We start from the raw sequence: 16,418 nt of genomic DNA on the forward strand, positions 1-16,418 counted from the left end.
CGTTGATTAGACCAACATTGAAATCGGGTCTTCAATCAAGGCTTTCAAGTCTTTCATGAATTTGGCACCAGCCATACCATCGACAACGCGGTGGTCAATGGTTAATCCCAAGCTCATGATTGGACGAATGACGATTTCACCGTTAACTACAACTGGTTTTTCAACAGTTGCGCTAACCCCAAGGATGGCTGAGTTTGGTTGATTGATAATCGGTCCAAATGATTGAACACCAAACATTCCCAAGTTACTGATGGTAAAGGTTGAATTTTGCAATTCACTTGGAGCTAACTTACCGTCCAAAGTACGTCCGATAACATCCTTAAAGGCTACCACCAATTCTGACAAAGTCATCTTTTCTGCGTTATAGACAACCGGTGTCATCAAGCCATTGTCCATCCCAACCGCCATAGCCAAGTTGACATAGTTGTGAGTGATGATGGTTTTGCCATCCTCCGTCAATGACGCATTGATGTATGGGTGTTTCATCAAGGTCTTAACAACTGCAAGAGAAAGCAAATCTGTTACAGTGACTTTCTTACCAGTTGCTTCCATGATTGGATCCAATACCTTCTTACGAAGCGCCAACATTTGAGACATATCGACGTCATAGTTCAATGTAAAGGTTGGTGCTGTCAAGTAAGATTCCACCATCCGTTGCGCAATCACCTTACGCATTGGTGTCATCGGAATGCGCTCGATCTCACCATAAGGTGTCACGTTATCAGGAACTTCTTCCACCTTCTCAATTTGAGAAGGTGACTTAATGGTATCCTTCTCAATATTCTCAGGAAGGAAAGCAAGAACATCCTTCTTCATGATCTTGCCACGATGACCAGTTCCTTGAATTTCTTGCCAAGCAATATTGTGTTCTAAAGCAATTCGTTTTGCAAGTGGTGAAATGCGAACCACATTTGTGTCTTTATATGTTTCCACGTCTTCTTTGTGGACACGACCGTTTGCGCCTGAACCAGAAACATCATAGAGGTTGATCCCAAGATCATCCGCTAATTTTCTAGCCGCAGGAGTCGCTCTTAGCTTATCATCAGCCATGACCTCTCCTATTCTATTATAAGATATTAAGGACGCAGAGAACTTTGCATCGATAGATACAAAGTTTCTTCGTCTGAATTATTACTAGTTACATAATTTATTTTATGTATTATTCTTTGTTGTAGGTTTTACGAATGGCATCTTTGATGCTTTCAACTGTTGGAATCATTGCATTTTCAAGGTTTTGCGCGTAAGGCATTGGTACATCTTCCCCCGCACAACGACGGATAGGTGCATCCAAATAATCAAATGCTTCTGATTCAGAAATAATAGCTGAGATTTCACCGATATAACCACTTGTTTTGTGGGCGTCATTGACAAGGACTACTTTTCCTGTTTTCTTGACAGAGTTAATGATGATTTCTTTATCAAGCGGAACCAAAGTTCGTGGGTCTACTACTTCTACTGAAATGCCTTCTTCAGCCAATTCTTCAGCTGCTTGCATCACGCGACGAAGCATTTTTCCGTAGGTTACGACAGTTACATCCGTTCCTTCACGTTTGATTTCACCGACACCAAGTGGAATGGTATAGTCAGGATCTACAGGCACTTCACCCTTTTGGTTGAATTCTGATTTGTATTCAAGAATGATCACTGGGTTGTTGTCTCGGATAGAAGACTTGAGAAGTCCTTTCATATCCGCTGGAGTTCCTGGAGCAACAACTTTCAAACCAGGAATATGGGTAAACCATGATTCCAAAGATTGGGAGTGTTGAGCTGCAGATCCAACTCCATTACCAGCGGCACAGCGGACTGTCATCGGCACTTGCCCTTTTCCACCAAACATGTAGCGAGTCTTAGCAGCTTGGTTGACGATAGCATCCATGGCAATCACTGAGAAATCCATGAAGGTCATATCAACGATTGGACGAAGTCCGGTCATGGCTGCACCAGCTGCTGCACCTGAGATAGCAGCCTCAGAAATCGGACAATCACGAACACGTTCTGGACCGAATTCCTCTAGCATTCCTACGGAAGTTCCGAAGTCTCCACCGAAAACTCCGACATCTTCCCCCATCAACAATACATTTTCGTCGCGACGCATTTCCTCAGACATAGCAAGGATAATGGTATCGCGGAAAGACATTAATTTTGTTTCCATAATTCTCTACTCCCCCTTAGTCTGCGTAAATATCTTCGAAAGCTGATTCAAGTGGAGGGAATGGGCTTTCTTCCGCAAATTTCACTGAAGCTTCAACTGCTTCTTTCACTTCTTCTTGAATCTGATCCAATTCTTCTGCGCTCGCAATTTCATTTTCAAGGAGATACTTGCGAAGGTTTTCAATCGGATCTTTCTTCTTCCACTCTTCGACTTCTTCACGAGTCCGGTATTTACCAGGGTCAGATGAAGAGTGTCCAAGCCAACGATAGGTGACACTTTCGATCAAGACAGGACCTTTACCAGAACGGACATGTTCAACAGCTTTTTGGAATCCTTCATAGACATCAATAACGTTGTTTCCATCAGGAATAAACATTCCAGGAATGCCGTAAGCAGCACTACGCTCATGGATGTGCTCCACATTGGTCATTTTCTTGATGTCAGCAGAGATACCATAACCATTATTAATACAGTAGAAGATCACGGGAAGATTCCAGATTGAAGCCATATTGACCGCTTCGTGGAAGACACCTTCATTGGTTGCGCCATCACCAAAAAAGCAGACAACAATTTTTCCAGTCTTATGCATTTGCTGAGTAAGGGCAGCCCCTACAGCAATTCCCATACCACCACCGACGATACCGTTGGCACCGAGGTTCCCGGCATCAAGGTCGGCAATATGCATAGAGCCACCCTTCCCTTTACAAGTACCAGTATACTTGCCAAGGATTTCAGCCATCATTCCATTCAAGTCGATCCCTTTAGCAATCGCTTGTCCGTGACCACGGTGGTTTGAAGTTAGCAGGTCATCCTCGTTCAAAGCTAGCATAGCCCCAACGTTGGCTGCTTCTTCACCAACAGAAAAGTGCGTCATTCCCGGCACTTTTCCTTTTTTTACTAACTGTGCAATTTTTAAGTCCATGCGACGGATTTCTTCCATTTTACGGAACATTTCCAATAAGAGACTTTTATCTAATGTTGCCATTATTTCGCCTTTCTTAGCATTTATTCATTCTCTTTCATTTTATCCAAAATTGAAAGCACTGTCAAAAAAAATGCTCAATTATCTTCACAAATCAAACTCTATAGAACATTGGTGTAATAGAGTTTTTCAACTGTTATATAAAAGATTCACAAAGTCATATATTGAGAAAATATTGATACTTCGGAATAAAAAAACCGATAGGAAAAGACCTATCGGCTCGCTTTTATTCAGCTCGTTGACCAAAGTCACGAATCATTTGTTCTAATTCCTCACGACTTGGAGTTGTTAACATGTAGAGATAGTCCCCTTGAAGCTCCGCAAAAGCTGCAGGCATGATCTTCTTCACTCGGAATTGATGCTGGTATTTGGCCAAGACTTCTTCTTCTGAGAGAGTATAGCTTACATTAGCTCGACGAGAAGTCGCTAAGCAATAAAGAGGTTCAAATTCAGAAGCAGGGAATTCTTCTCCAGCTACGAGGGCCGCATAACCACGATACAAGTCGATGGAGTGAGCGTAATTGTAGACATCAATTGTAAATCCTCCTGCAGGTCGGTTATTGTACTCAATCGCAATATAGTCATCCCCATCACGGAAAAACTCAATATGGAAGAACCGCTCCTTCATACCAAAAGCTTTGACAATAGCTTCACCGTACTGACGCAATTTTGGATCCATCTCTTTGAGGACATAATAAGAGTTGTCCATCTTGTAGAGCATCAAGTCAAGTGGTGTATAGGCATAGTCAAAAGTAGTTGAAAAGACAATGTTTCCATCTCGATCAACTAAACCATCAAAGGTACAGATTTCACTAGAAGTAACGAATTTTTCAAAGAAATACTCTGTATGTCCATCCCATTCAGCTTTGAAACGATTTACATCTTCTGGAGTTTCAATTTTAAAGGTTGCTGCCGCACCTACTCCGTTATCAGGCTTGGCAATCAATGGCAAACCAATCTTCTTCACAGCCTTGTCGATATCTTTTTCCGCTTTGACCACAGCACCAGGAACGACAGGAACTCCTGCTTTCTTGAAGAGTTTCTTCATTTCTGATTTAAACTTGGTTTTCTTTAAATCTTTTGGTTTGGCCCCAAAGACATTGAATTGCTCACGAAGTGCCGCATCCAATTCCAACCAGTATTCATTGTGAGATTCGATGCGATCGATTGGGCCATGTTTATAGAAGAGAAAGGCAGCTGCACGCTTCACTTCATCCAAGTCTTCCATATTTTCTACACGGAAATACTCTGTCAAACTGTTGCGCAATGGTTCATCTAACTGCTCGTAAGGCTCTTGGCCAATTCCTAATACAGTGATTCCTTTGTTGGCCAACTCAATGGTGAATTGCTGGAAATTTTGTGGATAATAAGGTGAAATAACAAGATAATTCATAGACGTCTCCTCCCTTTTGACTTATAAATACATCTGACCTAAGAAATAGGGCATTTGTTTCCGCCACCAGTCCCAATCATGAGCTACATCGTGCCCCCACTCTGCAAACCAAGCAGGGATATTTTTGTGATCAAAGGCTTCCTTCAATTTATAGAAGGATGGAAGTCCATCCTGTTCCCAAGCGCCAAGACCGGTACAGATAACAATTTCTGCCTGACGGTAACGGTCGATAAACCAACCGTCATTTTGATGCCAAATATAATCAGACGGAGAGTTTTGGTAAATTGCTTCATCTCCTCCAAACTCACCAACAAAGAAACGAGCATCATAGACACCACTCAAGGCAATGACTTTGTTGAAGACATCTGGGTGTTGCAAGAAGAAATTGAGCGCGTGGTAAGCTCCCATTGAGCAGCCGGTTGTCATCATTGGGTCAAACCAACCTGTTTTGTGCTTGATGAAAGGAATGGCCTCTTCAATAACATAGCGTTCATAGGCACGGTGCATCTCTGCCCGATCGTGAGGGTTTTTCCAATCACAAAGCCAGCTCTCACTATCGACACTTGAAAGGGTGAAAAATTGAACCCGTCCTTCTTCAATAAACTGAGCACAAGCATCAATCATACCGAAGTCATAGTACTCATTATGGCTTCCACCAGATGAAGCGAAGACCACAATAGGAATCCCCGCATGACCATAGCGGTTTAGATACATTTCGCGGTTAAGTTGGCCACTCCAGTGGCTTAAATGTTCAATATTCATAAGTTCCCTCTTTCTCTTTATATATTTACTTTAAGATTATTAATCCCATTTTTCTGCTAAAAACCGAAGGCATTCTGGTAGATGTTCAGCCCAGGCTTCTTCATGGTGGATTGCCCCAGATTGAATCCGAATGGCGATATTTTCTAAAGCAACTCCTTGTTGAATAACATCATGGTAATAACGAAGAGATGAGTCTATATAGGCTTGCTTGATATTCCCAGCCATTAACGTTTTATCAGTATCATCTGCCTCTTCAGTCCCTACATAGATGTATATACGTTGATCTGGATACAAGTTCTTACGCTCGATGTAGCGATCAAAGGCTTCTTGATGCAACCAGTTGGCAGAGGAGAAGACTCCCAGACAACCGATTTGATCTTGGTATTCTAGGCCCAAAAATTGTGTGATGTTACCGCCTAACGAAGATCCAATCATAGCTGTATGTTCTCGATCAGCAAGAGTGCGATATTCTTGATCGATAAAAGGTTTGACCACATCCAAGACAAACTCCCCATACTCGACGCCCTTGCCACCAAATTGCATACCAGGAATATTGGATTCCTTGTACTTCCAGGCAGAGTATTCGTTCATCCGTTGCAAGCCATCATTATCAATGGCAACAACAATCATGCGACTAATGTCTGGATTACGCTTGATGGCTGGAATGACCTTCCAAGAGTGACCTACATAGGCTTCCTTACTATAGAAGACATTCTGTCCATCATGGAAATAAACGACAGGGTAGCGTCGATCAGTATCTGTTTCATAATTTTTAGGTAATAAGACTCGCACACGACGGAGTTTTCCGGTATAAGGCACTTTCAACTCGTGTGTCTTCATCTCTAAATAAAAATAGGATTTATTCATTGTCAGAAAACTCTCTATATTCTAAATTTTTATTTATTATACCATTTTTATAAGAAAAAGTCTGGATTTCTCCAAACTTTTTCATTGATTGACTTTATTTTCCAATAAATGTTGCCAGATCTTGTAAAGAACGTTCGGCAATTTTCTCGTAACGTTCCTTTTTATCCCTAATGCGTGGACCATCTAGCTCTTTGATAATTCCAAAGTTGACATTCATGGGCTGGAAATGCTTGCTATCGGCATGGGTAATATAGTGAGCCAGACTTCCGATGGCTGTTGTTTCTGGGAAAATGGCTGCTTCCTCGCCTTTGAAGAGACGTGCCGCATTGATCCCGGCTACTAAGCCTGAGGCAGCTGATTCAACATAGCCCTCTACTCCTGTCATTTGACCTGCAAAGAAGAGGTTTGGTTGTTTCTTAGAACGGTAAGTCTGCTCAAGGAGATTTGGAGAGTCCATGTAAGAATTGCGGTGCATGACTCCATATCTCACAAACTCAGCGTTTTCCAAACCAGGGATCATTTGGAAGACCCGTTTTTGTTCGCCCCATTTGAGATGCGTTTGGAAACCGACGATATTGTAAAGGCTAGCAGCCGCATTGTCTTGGCGTAACTGAACGACTGCGTATGGTGTCTTGAACTCCCCATCCCGAGGCCCTTTGTAGTCATCCGGATACTCGAGTCCAACTGGCTTCATCGGACCATAGAGCATGGTTTTAATCCCTCGTTTAGCCATAACTTCAATTGGCATACAACCTTCGAAATACTTTTCTTTTTCAAAAGAGTTAAGCGGGGCTTCTTCCGCATTGATCAAAGCCTCATGGAAGTCCATAAACTCTTGTTTGGTCATTGGGCAGTTGAGATAAGCTGCTTCTCCTTTGTCATAACGTGACTTGAGATAAACCTTACTCATATCAACTGTATTGACATCGATGATAGGAGCTGCTGCATCGTAAAAGTAGAAGCCATCTCCTCCGTTAAGCTCATGAATCTTTTCAGCCAAAGCATCACTAGTTAGAGGACCCGTTGCGACCACTGTGATAGCATCCGTCGGTAATTCCGTGATTTCATCGCGAATCACTTCAATCAGAGGGTGTTGGGACACCTTCTCTGTTACCCGCTTAGCAAAGCCTTCGCGATCCACAGCGAGTGCTCCACCAGCCGGCACTCGAGTTGCTTCAGCTGCCTCCAGAATGACAGAACCAAGACGACGCATTTCTTCCTTGAGGAGACCAACAGCATTGGTTAACGAATCCCCACGAAGAGAGTTCGAACAAACTAGCTCAGCAAAGTTGTCTGTTTTGTGTTGCGGAGTGGATTTGACCCCACGCATTTCATAGAGCTTTACAGGAATTCCCTGTTGGGCAATCTGGTAAGCTGCTTCCGAGCCAGCAAGGCCCGCACCGATAACATTGATATAAGATTGAGACATGACACTAATACCTCTTTGGGTGGAACCTAAGTTCATATCAAAACAACTATCTGGACTGTTTGACACCCACAAATCTTTCTAAATTGATACTTGGTCCATTATACCAAAAAGGGCATAAAAAAGACAGGGAGGCTAATCCTTCCTGTCTGGTCTATCGACTGTTAGTTGTTTTCTTATAAACACAACCAGGCTGCTAAGAGGGCAGATAGAATACTGAATAAGGACCCAATCAAGTAATATTCCGCGAAGGCTGGGTTCTCTGAAATTTTATTGTAGCGAGCGATGGATTTGGCTGTAAAGACTAGGCCGATAGAAGCAAATTGTCCATACACGAGACAGGCGCCGATAATCAACCGCTCTAAAAAACCAATCATAGAACCAGCCCCAGTGATGGTATCCATTTTATCCTCCATCGTCGGCTGGTAATTGGCAAAGAGAATTTTAAAGACTATATTGGTCGGTTTTCCCACCAGGAGGACATAAAAGATCAGCTTTAAGATATCAGCAGACAGGTAGGTCGTGTTATTTTTTACTCCCAAGAAGACCAAAATAATGATGATACCGACATGCAAGAATTGATCCAGCGTAAAAGCCCATGAGTTTGTTAATTTCCATTGTTTTTGCACCCAAGGCTTGCTGTAATCAATCCCTGCATGAGTTAGCAAAATGATCAAGCAAATCCACCATAGGTCCAGGTGACAGAGGGAAACGACGATTAGGGGAAGAGCTACATAGAGAATATGAAGGCCTAGAACCTTCTTATCCCGATTCTTGCGATCCGCCATCTTTTGACTTTGAAAATAATAATCCGATAACAAATGACAAATCAACAAGAGAATCAAGTATGGACTCATTACAATACTAGACAATCCGGTCATAAGCCTCTCCTTTCACTAGAGCTTGTATACTAGCAAGGGCAGCTGCTCTCCCCCGTAAATACACACGAATACTACTACTCTTTAAGCGTTTAGACAGTGCGCTTGGATTGATATCTAGTGATTGAGCTAAGTCTTGCTGACTAAAATTCTCACTGTATACAAATCTCTTAAGAAGATCTAGCAGGATTTCTTCCTGACTGCCACGCCAACCCGAACGAATGGCTTCTCCTGAAGCAATGAGGGCGTTCACCAATAAGTCCTTGCTGTCGTTCCCGCTTGAAAAATAAATCTGGGTATTGCCGTAGTCATTTTTCTGATGAACCAGATTGATGGCCGCGCGTGCGTTCCAATAGGCTGGACCATCTGCCCCAATACTTTGCAAGGGATCAATAGCTGTTGCAATCTCTCCAAGTCCGATACCAAAACGTAGTTGAGTCGGGCTTAGTTCTGAACGCAAGGTATCGATGATTTGAAAAACTGGAGCATCCACTTTTAAAAGTGCCTGAAACTCATCGCCCAGGGTCAAGGTAAAACAGGATGCCAAGTAATCTCCAAAGAGTTCATTCATTTTTCGAAGCGTTTTTTCTAACTGTTTTTGCAGGTTGAAACGTTCTTGAACCATTTTAGAATCAATGACATCTGCAATCAAAGCAAGATACATAAGCCCACCTCCTTATGTCTATTATAACGAAAAAAAATAAAAATGTCTATTATAACAGACATTTTATAAAATTGCCGTTATAATAGACATCGAATCATTCTAAAAACTTATTTCACTTTTTCTTCTTCGTAGTCACCATTGCTACATACAACTTGCTTGCCACCACCACGTACTTTCTTTTCAACCAAATACTGACCACATTTTGGACAGTCACGGCCAATTGGCTTGTCCCAAGAAGTGAATTCACATTCTGGGTAGCGATTGCATCCATAGAAGATACGGTTCCGTTTGGTTTTACGCTCGATGATTTGGCCCTGATGACAGTTTGGACATTCCACCCCAATTTCTTTGACAATCGCTTGGGTATGGCGACAATCTGGGAAGTTGCTACAAGCATAGAACTTACCATAACGTCCTAATTTGATGACCATGGGACTTCCACAAACCTCACAGTCAAAACCAGCCGCCTCATCCTTGATTTGAATTTTCTCCATCTCTTCTTCAGCCTTGGCTACTTCTTTTTTAAATGGTTGGTAGAAGGAATCGATAACCTTTTGCCACTGCTCTTTCCCAAGTTCGACATCATCTAGTTTCCCTTCCATCTCAGCAGTAAAGGTTACGTTGACGATATCTGGGAAGAATTCAACGATCAGTTTATTGACGATTTCCCCTAACTCGGTTGGCTCGAAGCGTTTGGCTACAAGCTTCACGTAATAGCGTTTTTGAATGGTCTCAATCGTTGGTGCATAGGTTGAAGGACGTCCCACTCCATTTTCTTCCAACGTCTTAATCAAGGTCGCTTCAGAATAACGAGCTGGTGGTTGGGTAAAGTGCTGTTCAGGTTTGCTATTGACCTGAGTGACAGTATCCCCTTCTTCCATATCCGGTAACATCTTGTTCTTATCCGAATCATTATAAATCGCTAAATAACCGTCAAATTTCACCTGACTACCATTCGCTGTATATTGAACACCATTTTGCCCCAAACGGACATTCATAGTGTCAAAGACAGCTGCTGTCATCTGGCTAGCCACAAAACGGTTCCAGATCAAGGTGTAGAGCTTGAGCTGATCCTTGTCTAGGTACTTAGCAATTTTCTCAGGCGTATTGTAAACACTAGAAGGACGAATAGCTTCATGGGCATCTTGGGCACCAGAAGCGTTTTTGACCCGGCTTCCGTGCTTGGAATACTTCTCTCCAAATCGATCAACGATAAAGCTAGCTGCTTCATTTTGAGCGACTGGACTAATCCGAGTCGAGTCCGTACGCATATAAGTGATCAAACCTTGAACACCTGATCCAATATTGATTCCTTCATACAACTGCTGAGCTACCATCATGGTCTTACGAGTACGGAAGTTAATCTTATTGGCCGCATCCATCTGCATAGAAGAAGTCGTGTATGGAAGGGGCGCATTGCGTTTGCGTTCCTTTTTCTCAACTTTTTCAACGATATACTCTTTCCCATCGAGATGCGAAAGAACAGCTTTCACATCCTCCTGGTTTTGAAGTTTCATCTTCTTGCCATTCATTCCATAGAAATTGGCTTGGAACTGCTTGGTTCCCTTTTTAAAGGTTCCATCAATTGTCCAGTATTCTTCTGGTTGGAAGGCATTGATTTCTTCTTCCCGATCAATGATCAATTTAAGAGCAACTGACTGCACCCGACCAGCAGAAAGTCCCTTTTTCACCTTTTTCCATAGAATTGGTGAAATCGAGTACCCTACAATCCGATCCAAGACACGGCGTGCTTGTTGAGCATCTACCAGATCCATATCAATCTTACGGGGTTCTTGAAAGGCATTTTTTACCGCATCCTTAGTAATTTCATTGAAAACAACACGGTTCTTATCTTCCTTATCCAACTGAAGAATATGGGCCAAGTGCCAAGATATAGCTTCTCCTTCACGGTCCGGGTCACTTGCGAGAAAGACTTGTTTGGCCTTTTTAGCCTCTTTTTTCAATTCATTGATCAAAGGACCTTTTCCGCGAATATTAATGTATTCAGGTTCATAATTGTTATCAAAATCAATGGACATGGTAGATTTTTTCAAGTCACGAATATGCCCCACACTGGCCATGACCTTATAATTTCTACCAAGATATTTTTCAATTGTCTTCGCTTTCGCAGGAGACTCCACAATGACTAAATTCTTTTTAGCTGTTGTGGTTTTCTTTTTTGTTTTAGTAGCCACTTTTTTACCTCTATTTTGTAATAAACCTCATAGAGTGTAAACTATTTTTTTCGGGATGTCAACCGTGAAGTTCTCCTATAGGAAAACTCATTTTAAAATTCAAACTCATCTAGGACATCTTTTCCACTGGTCACAAGCTTTGCTCCTTCTTGAATGAGGTGATGACAACCATCAGAACGACCATCCAATATAGAACCTGGAATAGCGAAAACATCACGACCTTCTTCCATAGCACGCTCACAAGTGATCAGACTCCCAGACCTCATCCGCGCTTCTGCCACAATCACCGCTCTAGAAAGACCAGCAATAATCCGATTACGCTCTGGAAAATGGTGTTTTTGAGGGCTTTGGCCAGGACCATATTCTGTTAAAACCAAATGGCTCACACTCATGTACTTCTGCAACTGTTTATTAGATCTAGGATAGAAGACATCTAACCCAGTACCAATCACACCAATTGTTTTTCCTCCATTTCGAATAGCTGCATAATGAGCCGCAGCATCTATCCCCTTGGCTAATCCACTCACCACAATCAATTCGTTGTTTAACTCATAAATAATTTTTTCGACAGATTGAATCCCTGTGCGACTGCAGGATCGACTCCCCACAACTGCTATTTTGGGATGTTTAAGAAGGTCAATATTACCTGAGTAAAACAACAAAACAGGTGGGTTATGCATCCAAAGAAGTTCTTCAGGATATTCTGAATCCATAATGGATATCGAATCAAACTCTTTGAACTCCTCCATCAAGACCTTGTCATCAATCCGAATATATCGTTCCATAAAAAGTGTTTGATTGCGACATCCTGCAATTTTTGCTATTAATTCTAAAGAAGGCCATTCCCCATTCATTTCCCAGTAATTGACAATGTTAAAAACCTGTAGATTAGACAGGCCAGAAACCTTTAATTTATAAAGTTCATATTTGTTCATTCGTAAACCTCATTTTCTACTATCTATTTATAATATTCGTAAAAGAAAACAAAAAAAGCTCTAAAAATAGAACTTTTTAATGATTTTCTACAATATTAAAATGACAAACGGCCCCCAAAAGGTTACTTGAGTTGTGGTAACGAGCTGCTTGTATCTCTAGTAAAGAAAATCGTTGCTCACTACTTTCTTCAAACAACAATTTATACTGATGGTTGATTTCTTCTAAAAGAAGGTCTTGGCTACTAATTCCTCCACCAATCGTCACTTTTTCAAGCCGAACAAGTGACTGAAGATTATAGATCAGGATTGCAATTTCCCGACAATAAGAAATAAATAAGTCTTGTAACTCCCCATGATAACCAGCGTGAAGGGCTTCAAAAACCTGGATGCCATCCTCTTCCGGCAGTTGCAAGAGCTGACTGGCTTGAGCTACAAAGTTGACAGCTGAGCCTAAATTTTGAACCAAACTGGAAATCCCATGCTTCAAAATCTCTCTCTGAAATTGTTTTTGTTCTGGAATTGTTGGTGGCTCCTCTGGGTTCGGCCAACGAAGATAATCCTTGAGATGCAAAATAGAAATTAAAGAACCATTGGAAGTCAAGGCTAATCCTACGCCAGTTCCCAATACAAAGGTTGCACCACAGTAACAATCTTGGAGGTTTCCAATTCGAGCTTCTGCCAAACCCGCAGCATCTCCGTCATTGAGGACGGTCACAGGAACTTGAAACATCTTATTTAAACGAGAAGCTAAAGGAATATTCCTCAAATAAGGAATTAGGCCACCTTTAAAGACAAAACCAAGTCGACTATTGATTTCACCTGGACATGAGATGGCAATCCCTGTAATTTGATTCTGGAACGAGCAAATCACGCGCTCGAGGGCTTCCCAAAAGTCCTCAATAGTATCTGGTGTCGGGACTTTAGAGGAATCGCTCACTTGATAGGCTTCATCGACTAAGGCATATTTAATAAAGGTTCCCCCGATATCAAAGGCTAAGAGCATTTTCTTCTCCTCCTAGTCAACAGCAGTCATGGACTTAATGGGTTCGAAGCTTCGACGATGGATTGGACTAACCCCTTGTTTTTCCAATCCTTCAAGATGCTTGGTGGTCCCATAGCCCGCATTCTGTGCAAAATCATAACCTGGATACTCTTGGTCATATGTCGCCATCATCTGATCCCGTGTCACCTTAGCCACTATAGAAGCTGCCGCGATAGACAGGGAATTAGCATCTCCCTTGATGATGGAGGTCTGAGAAATAGGAAGATCCAATTTCATGGCATCGATCAAGAGATGTTGAGGCTGTGGGTCCAACTCGTGAATAGCCTCTAGCATAGCTAATTTCGTCGCTTCATAGATATTTACCTGATCAATGACGTGATTGTCTTTTACCCCAATCCCAACCGAAATAGCCTGATCCAAAACCGCTTGGTAAATAGCTTGGTGCTTAGATTTAGGAATTTTCTTGCTATCGTTTAAACCTGGAATTTTACAATTTTTAGGCAAAATAACAGCTGCAGCGACGACAGGCCCAGCTAAAGGGCCTCGTCCTACTTCATCCACTCCTGCAATGAGCTGAATCCCTTGGGCATATAATTCTTTTTCATAGGTGAGCATTTTTTCTAAACGCAGGTCTTCGTCTACTTGTTTTTGGAGTTCACGTTTTCGTTTGTTGATGGCCGACTGAACGCCCGCTCGAGCATCATAGATTAACTCTTCAAACAAGGGATGATCCAGCCTATCAATCGTTGCCAAACGCTCTTTGACTTCTTTAATCGTTGGCATCCACTTCACCTACGCGATCAAGGGTATAGCGGCCCAAACGACCATCTCGTACATCCTTAACAAACAAGCTATAAAAACGATCGTAATCATCTCGAAAGCCTAAGCGTTGGGTCATCTCCATGATGATTTCCGGTGCTTCCTGCTCCAAATTCATTTGCTTATAGCGTTCTTGCAACTCTTTTGGATAGTGAGATTTAAAATACTCCAGACCAAAAATAGTCACCTCATCCATAGGCAATAACTGGTCCTTAATGGCACCCGTTAAAGCTAATTTTAGAGCTACATCTTCATCTTCAAATTTTGGCCAAAGAATCCCTGGGGTATCCAAGATTTCGAGGTCCTTATTGGTTTTCAACCACTGTTGTCCCTTGGTTACACCTGGTTTATTTCCAACTACGGCAATCTTTTTCCCTGCTAAACGATTCATCAGCGTTGATTTACCAGCATTTGGGATCCCAATAATCATGGTCCGAAGGGTTTCAATCTGAATCCCTCGTTCCTTTTGGCGAGCAATTTTATCTGCCATCAAAGACTTAGCCGCATCTGTTACTTTTTTGACTGTCGACTGCTCTTTGGAGTTGATAGCCAATGTTTTGATTCCTTGAGATTCGAAATACCCCTGCCATTCTTTTGTTGCGACAGGATCTGCCAAGTCTACCTTATTCAGAATCATCAACTTAGGCTTGTCACCAACAATTTTTGTTAACATGGGATTTTGACTGGATAATGGCAAACGAGCGTCCACCAGAACCGTTACAAAATCCACGAATTTTAAATTTTCCTGTACTTGTCTTCTAGCTTTGGACATATGTCCAGGAAACCATTGAATAATCGCCATGAAATGAAATCCTTTCAACATTCAATCCTATCTATTATACCATGAAATACGGTATTTCTTTTATAAAACTGCTTCCCATTTTTACAAACAAAAACGAAGCTACATCTGTAACTTCGTTTCTTATTTTAGCGAATTTGCTCAAAATGCAAGTGAACAGCGATGTGATCTCCATAACCACTCCGTTCCAAATCACGTTGCAAGCGATAAGAAATATAGTGTTCAGCAATGGTAATATAACCAGCGCCAAGTAAGCGGTGTTCAACCATTGACTGGATCATGCTGATAGTCGCACGTTCTACTTTCGCTTCTTCCAGATCCATCACAACTTTCTTGGTCACTTGCGCCAAGTTTTGGCGAAGATCATCCGTTAAGACATAGACTGTTTGAGCCGCTTTTAAAACAGCTTGGTAGATTTTATCTGGATCAAATTCTACTACTTCACCACTACGTTTAATGACTTCCATCTTTTTCTCCTTGGTCTTCAATATACTTCTATTATCTTAATAAATAGGAGATTTGTCAAGAATCTAAAATATCAATAATCCGGACGAAGAACTCCCGTGATGATTTCTTTCGATGCGTGGTAATCCCCATCCACTACAACCTTGATGATGCGCTTCGCTTCCTCAGCAGGGGCTGGAACTAATGGTAAACGAGTAGGCCCTGCTTCAAAGCCCATATAGTTCAAGACTGCTTTAACTGGTGCTGGACTTGGATAAGAAAAGAGAGCATTAACTTTAGGGATAAATTGGCGCTGAATAGCCGCTGCCTTTTTAATATCATTGTGCTCAATCGCTTGGAACATTTCGTGCATTTCATCCCCATTGGTATGGGAAGCTACTGAAATGACACCGTCTGCCCCTAAGTTCATGGCGTGGAAAGCATCTCCATCCTCTCCCGTATAAATGAGGAACTCTTCTGGCTTATGCTCAATTAAGTAAGCCATATTGGCTAGAGTCGTACATTCTTTGACCCCGATGATATTTGGATGTTCGGCCAAACGGAGCATGGTTTCTGGTGTCATTTCTACAACCACGCGCCCTGGGATGTTATAGATAATAATTGGCAAGTTAGAAGCGTCTGCAATAGCTTTAAAATGCTGATACATTCCTTCTTGAGAAGGTTTGTTGTAGTAAGGGACGATAGCTAACCCAGCAGCAAAACCTCCAAACTGATCTACTTCCTTTACAAACTCAATAGAATCTCGGGTTTCATTGGTCCCGACACCAGCAATCAAAGGAACCCGTCCGTTCACCACCTTTTGAATCGCTGCAAAGAGTTCTAATTCTTCATCGTGTGTCAGTGTCGGACTTTCGGCCGTGGTACCAGCTAATAGAATTCCGTCCGTATGGTGAGCTAAGAGGTGCTCAATCAAAGGAGGAATAGCTTCAAAGTTGATCGAGCCATCTTCGTGAAAAGGGGTGATAAAGGCGGTAATCATTTTACAATCTTTTAAATCTTGATAAGACATAGATCCTCCTTCTTGATTCAATCATAGGGAAGAGGGACAGCACCAAAAGTTGGTCACTGTCCCCATTAC

The 16,418-nt window shown here is 42.0% G+C and carries 16 protein-coding genes; all 16 read right to left on the reverse strand.

All coding sequences use genetic code 11. The features are described 5' to 3' along the window. Positions 1 to 6 precede the first annotated feature (6 nt). Positions 7 to 1,050: a dihydrolipoamide acetyltransferase gene (locus tag D7D50_RS08005; protein ID WP_117744237.1), complete on the reverse strand. Its 1,044-nt coding sequence runs from the start codon at positions 1,048 to 1,050 to the stop codon at positions 7 to 9. 109 nt (positions 1,051 to 1,159) lie between these two features. Further along, on the reverse strand, positions 1,160 to 2,152 hold the full coding sequence (locus D7D50_RS08010) for an alpha-ketoacid dehydrogenase subunit beta (RefSeq protein WP_023026810.1): 993 nt from the start codon (positions 2,150 to 2,152) through the stop codon (positions 1,160 to 1,162). Between the two features lie 16 nt (positions 2,153 to 2,168). After that, positions 2,169 to 3,137 (reverse strand): thiamine pyrophosphate-dependent dehydrogenase E1 component subunit alpha, encoded by a 969-nt coding sequence (locus tag D7D50_RS08015; protein WP_023026809.1) that lies wholly within the window; start codon positions 3,135 to 3,137, stop codon positions 2,169 to 2,171. Positions 3,138 to 3,360: 223 nt separating this feature from the next. Beyond that, complete coding sequence (locus D7D50_RS08020; protein ID WP_120701954.1) at positions 3,361 to 4,527, reverse strand: ATP-grasp domain-containing protein; 1,167 nt, start codon at positions 4,525 to 4,527, stop codon at positions 3,361 to 3,363. Positions 4,528 to 4,548: 21 nt separating this feature from the next. After that, the gene (locus tag D7D50_RS08025; protein WP_023023217.1) at positions 4,549 to 5,289 is read right to left on the reverse strand and encodes an esterase family protein; all 741 of its coding nucleotides are present in this window, start codon (positions 5,287 to 5,289) and stop codon (positions 4,549 to 4,551) included. A gap of 39 nt (positions 5,290 to 5,328) precedes the next feature. Next, complete coding sequence (locus D7D50_RS08030; RefSeq protein ID WP_120701955.1) at positions 5,329 to 6,156, reverse strand: alpha/beta hydrolase; 828 nt, start codon at positions 6,154 to 6,156, stop codon at positions 5,329 to 5,331. Between the two features lie 94 nt (positions 6,157 to 6,250). Next, positions 6,251 to 7,585, reverse strand: a complete 1,335-nt coding sequence (trmFO, locus tag D7D50_RS08035) for a methylenetetrahydrofolate--tRNA-(uracil(54)-C(5))-methyltransferase (FADH(2)-oxidizing) TrmFO (protein ID WP_023023213.1) — start codon at positions 7,583 to 7,585, stop codon at positions 6,251 to 6,253. 173 nt (positions 7,586 to 7,758) lie between these two features. Further along, the gene (locus D7D50_RS08040) at positions 7,759 to 8,463 is read right to left on the reverse strand and encodes a DUF3307 domain-containing protein (protein WP_120701956.1); all 705 of its coding nucleotides are present in this window, start codon (positions 8,461 to 8,463) and stop codon (positions 7,759 to 7,761) included. Next, positions 8,447 to 9,124, reverse strand: a complete 678-nt coding sequence (locus tag D7D50_RS08045; RefSeq protein WP_023023209.1) for a SatD family protein — start codon at positions 9,122 to 9,124, stop codon at positions 8,447 to 8,449. Before D7D50_RS08045 ends, D7D50_RS08040 begins: the two co-directional genes overlap by 17 nt. A gap of 107 nt (positions 9,125 to 9,231) precedes the next feature. After that, on the reverse strand, positions 9,232 to 11,319 hold the full coding sequence (gene topA / locus D7D50_RS08050) for a type I DNA topoisomerase (RefSeq protein WP_023026804.1): 2,088 nt from the start codon (positions 11,317 to 11,319) through the stop codon (positions 9,232 to 9,234). Positions 11,320 to 11,411: 92 nt separating this feature from the next. Continuing rightward, positions 11,412 to 12,254: a DNA-processing protein DprA gene (gene dprA / locus D7D50_RS08055; RefSeq protein ID WP_120701957.1), complete on the reverse strand. Its 843-nt coding sequence runs from the start codon at positions 12,252 to 12,254 to the stop codon at positions 11,412 to 11,414. A 76-nt stretch (positions 12,255 to 12,330) separates the two neighbouring features. Continuing rightward, positions 12,331 to 13,257, reverse strand: coding sequence for an ROK family protein (locus D7D50_RS08060; RefSeq protein ID WP_120701958.1), 927 nt, complete (start codon positions 13,255 to 13,257; stop codon positions 12,331 to 12,333). A gap of 12 nt (positions 13,258 to 13,269) precedes the next feature. Continuing rightward, positions 13,270 to 14,040, reverse strand: a complete 771-nt coding sequence (locus D7D50_RS08065) for a ribonuclease HII (protein ID WP_120701959.1) — start codon at positions 14,038 to 14,040, stop codon at positions 13,270 to 13,272. Then, positions 14,027 to 14,878 carry a ribosome biogenesis GTPase YlqF gene (gene ylqF, locus D7D50_RS08070; protein ID WP_023023197.1) on the reverse strand — a complete coding sequence of 284 codons (852 nt, stop codon included), beginning with the start codon at positions 14,876 to 14,878 and terminating at the stop codon, positions 14,027 to 14,029. Before ylqF ends, D7D50_RS08065 begins: the two co-directional genes overlap by 14 nt. A gap of 125 nt (positions 14,879 to 15,003) precedes the next feature. After that, positions 15,004 to 15,342 (reverse strand): ATP cone domain-containing protein, encoded by a 339-nt coding sequence (locus tag D7D50_RS08075; RefSeq protein WP_006597242.1) that lies wholly within the window; start codon positions 15,340 to 15,342, stop codon positions 15,004 to 15,006. A 71-nt stretch (positions 15,343 to 15,413) separates the two neighbouring features. Continuing rightward, entirely contained in the window at positions 15,414 to 16,349 is a 936-nt protein-coding gene (gene dapA, locus D7D50_RS08080) for a 4-hydroxy-tetrahydrodipicolinate synthase (protein ID WP_023023195.1), read from the reverse strand. Positions 16,350 to 16,418: the final 69 nt, after the last annotated feature.

Source organism: Streptococcus koreensis, from assembly GCF_003627135.1.
Taxonomy (GTDB): Bacteria; Bacillota; Bacilli; order Lactobacillales; family Streptococcaceae; genus Streptococcus; species Streptococcus ilei.

Bases quoted from the DNA above. Each gene is read 5' to 3' on its own strand.
- D7D50_RS08005 (WP_117744237.1), bottom strand. From the start codon at position 1,050: ATGGCTGATGATAAGCTAAGAGCGACTCCTGCGGCTAGAAAATTAGCG.
- D7D50_RS08010 (WP_023026810.1), bottom strand. From the start codon at position 2,152: ATGGAAACAAAATTAATGTCTTTCCGCGATACCATTATCCTTGCTATG.
- D7D50_RS08015 (WP_023026809.1), bottom strand. From the start codon at position 3,137: ATGGCAACATTAGATAAAAGTCTCTTATTGGAAATGTTCCGTAAAATG.
- D7D50_RS08020 (WP_120701954.1), bottom strand. From the start codon at position 4,527: ATGAATTATCTTGTTATTTCACCTTATTATCCACAAAATTTCCAGCAA.
- D7D50_RS08025 (WP_023023217.1), bottom strand. From the start codon at position 5,289: ATGAATATTGAACATTTAAGCCACTGGAGTGGCCAACTTAACCGCGAA.
- D7D50_RS08030 (WP_120701955.1), bottom strand. From the start codon at position 6,156: ATGAATAAATCCTATTTTTATTTAGAGATGAAGACACACGAGTTGAAA.
- trmFO (WP_023023213.1), bottom strand. From the start codon at position 7,585: ATGTCTCAATCTTATATCAATGTTATCGGTGCGGGCCTTGCTGGCTCG.
- D7D50_RS08040 (WP_120701956.1), bottom strand. From the start codon at position 8,463: ATGACCGGATTGTCTAGTATTGTAATGAGTCCATACTTGATTCTCTTG.
- D7D50_RS08045 (WP_023023209.1), bottom strand. From the start codon at position 9,124: ATGTATCTTGCTTTGATTGCAGATGTCATTGATTCTAAAATGGTTCAA.
- dprA (WP_120701957.1), bottom strand. From the start codon at position 12,254: ATGAACAAATATGAACTTTATAAATTAAAGGTTTCTGGCCTGTCTAAT.
- D7D50_RS08060 (WP_120701958.1), bottom strand. From the start codon at position 13,257: ATGCTCTTAGCCTTTGATATCGGGGGAACCTTTATTAAATATGCCTTA.
- D7D50_RS08065 (WP_120701959.1), bottom strand. From the start codon at position 14,040: ATGCCAACGATTAAAGAAGTCAAAGAGCGTTTGGCAACGATTGATAGG.
- ylqF (WP_023023197.1), bottom strand. From the start codon at position 14,878: ATGGCGATTATTCAATGGTTTCCTGGACATATGTCCAAAGCTAGAAGA.
- D7D50_RS08075 (WP_006597242.1), bottom strand. From the start codon at position 15,342: ATGGAAGTCATTAAACGTAGTGGTGAAGTAGTAGAATTTGATCCAGAT.
- dapA (WP_023023195.1), bottom strand. From the start codon at position 16,349: ATGTCTTATCAAGATTTAAAAGATTGTAAAATGATTACCGCCTTTATC.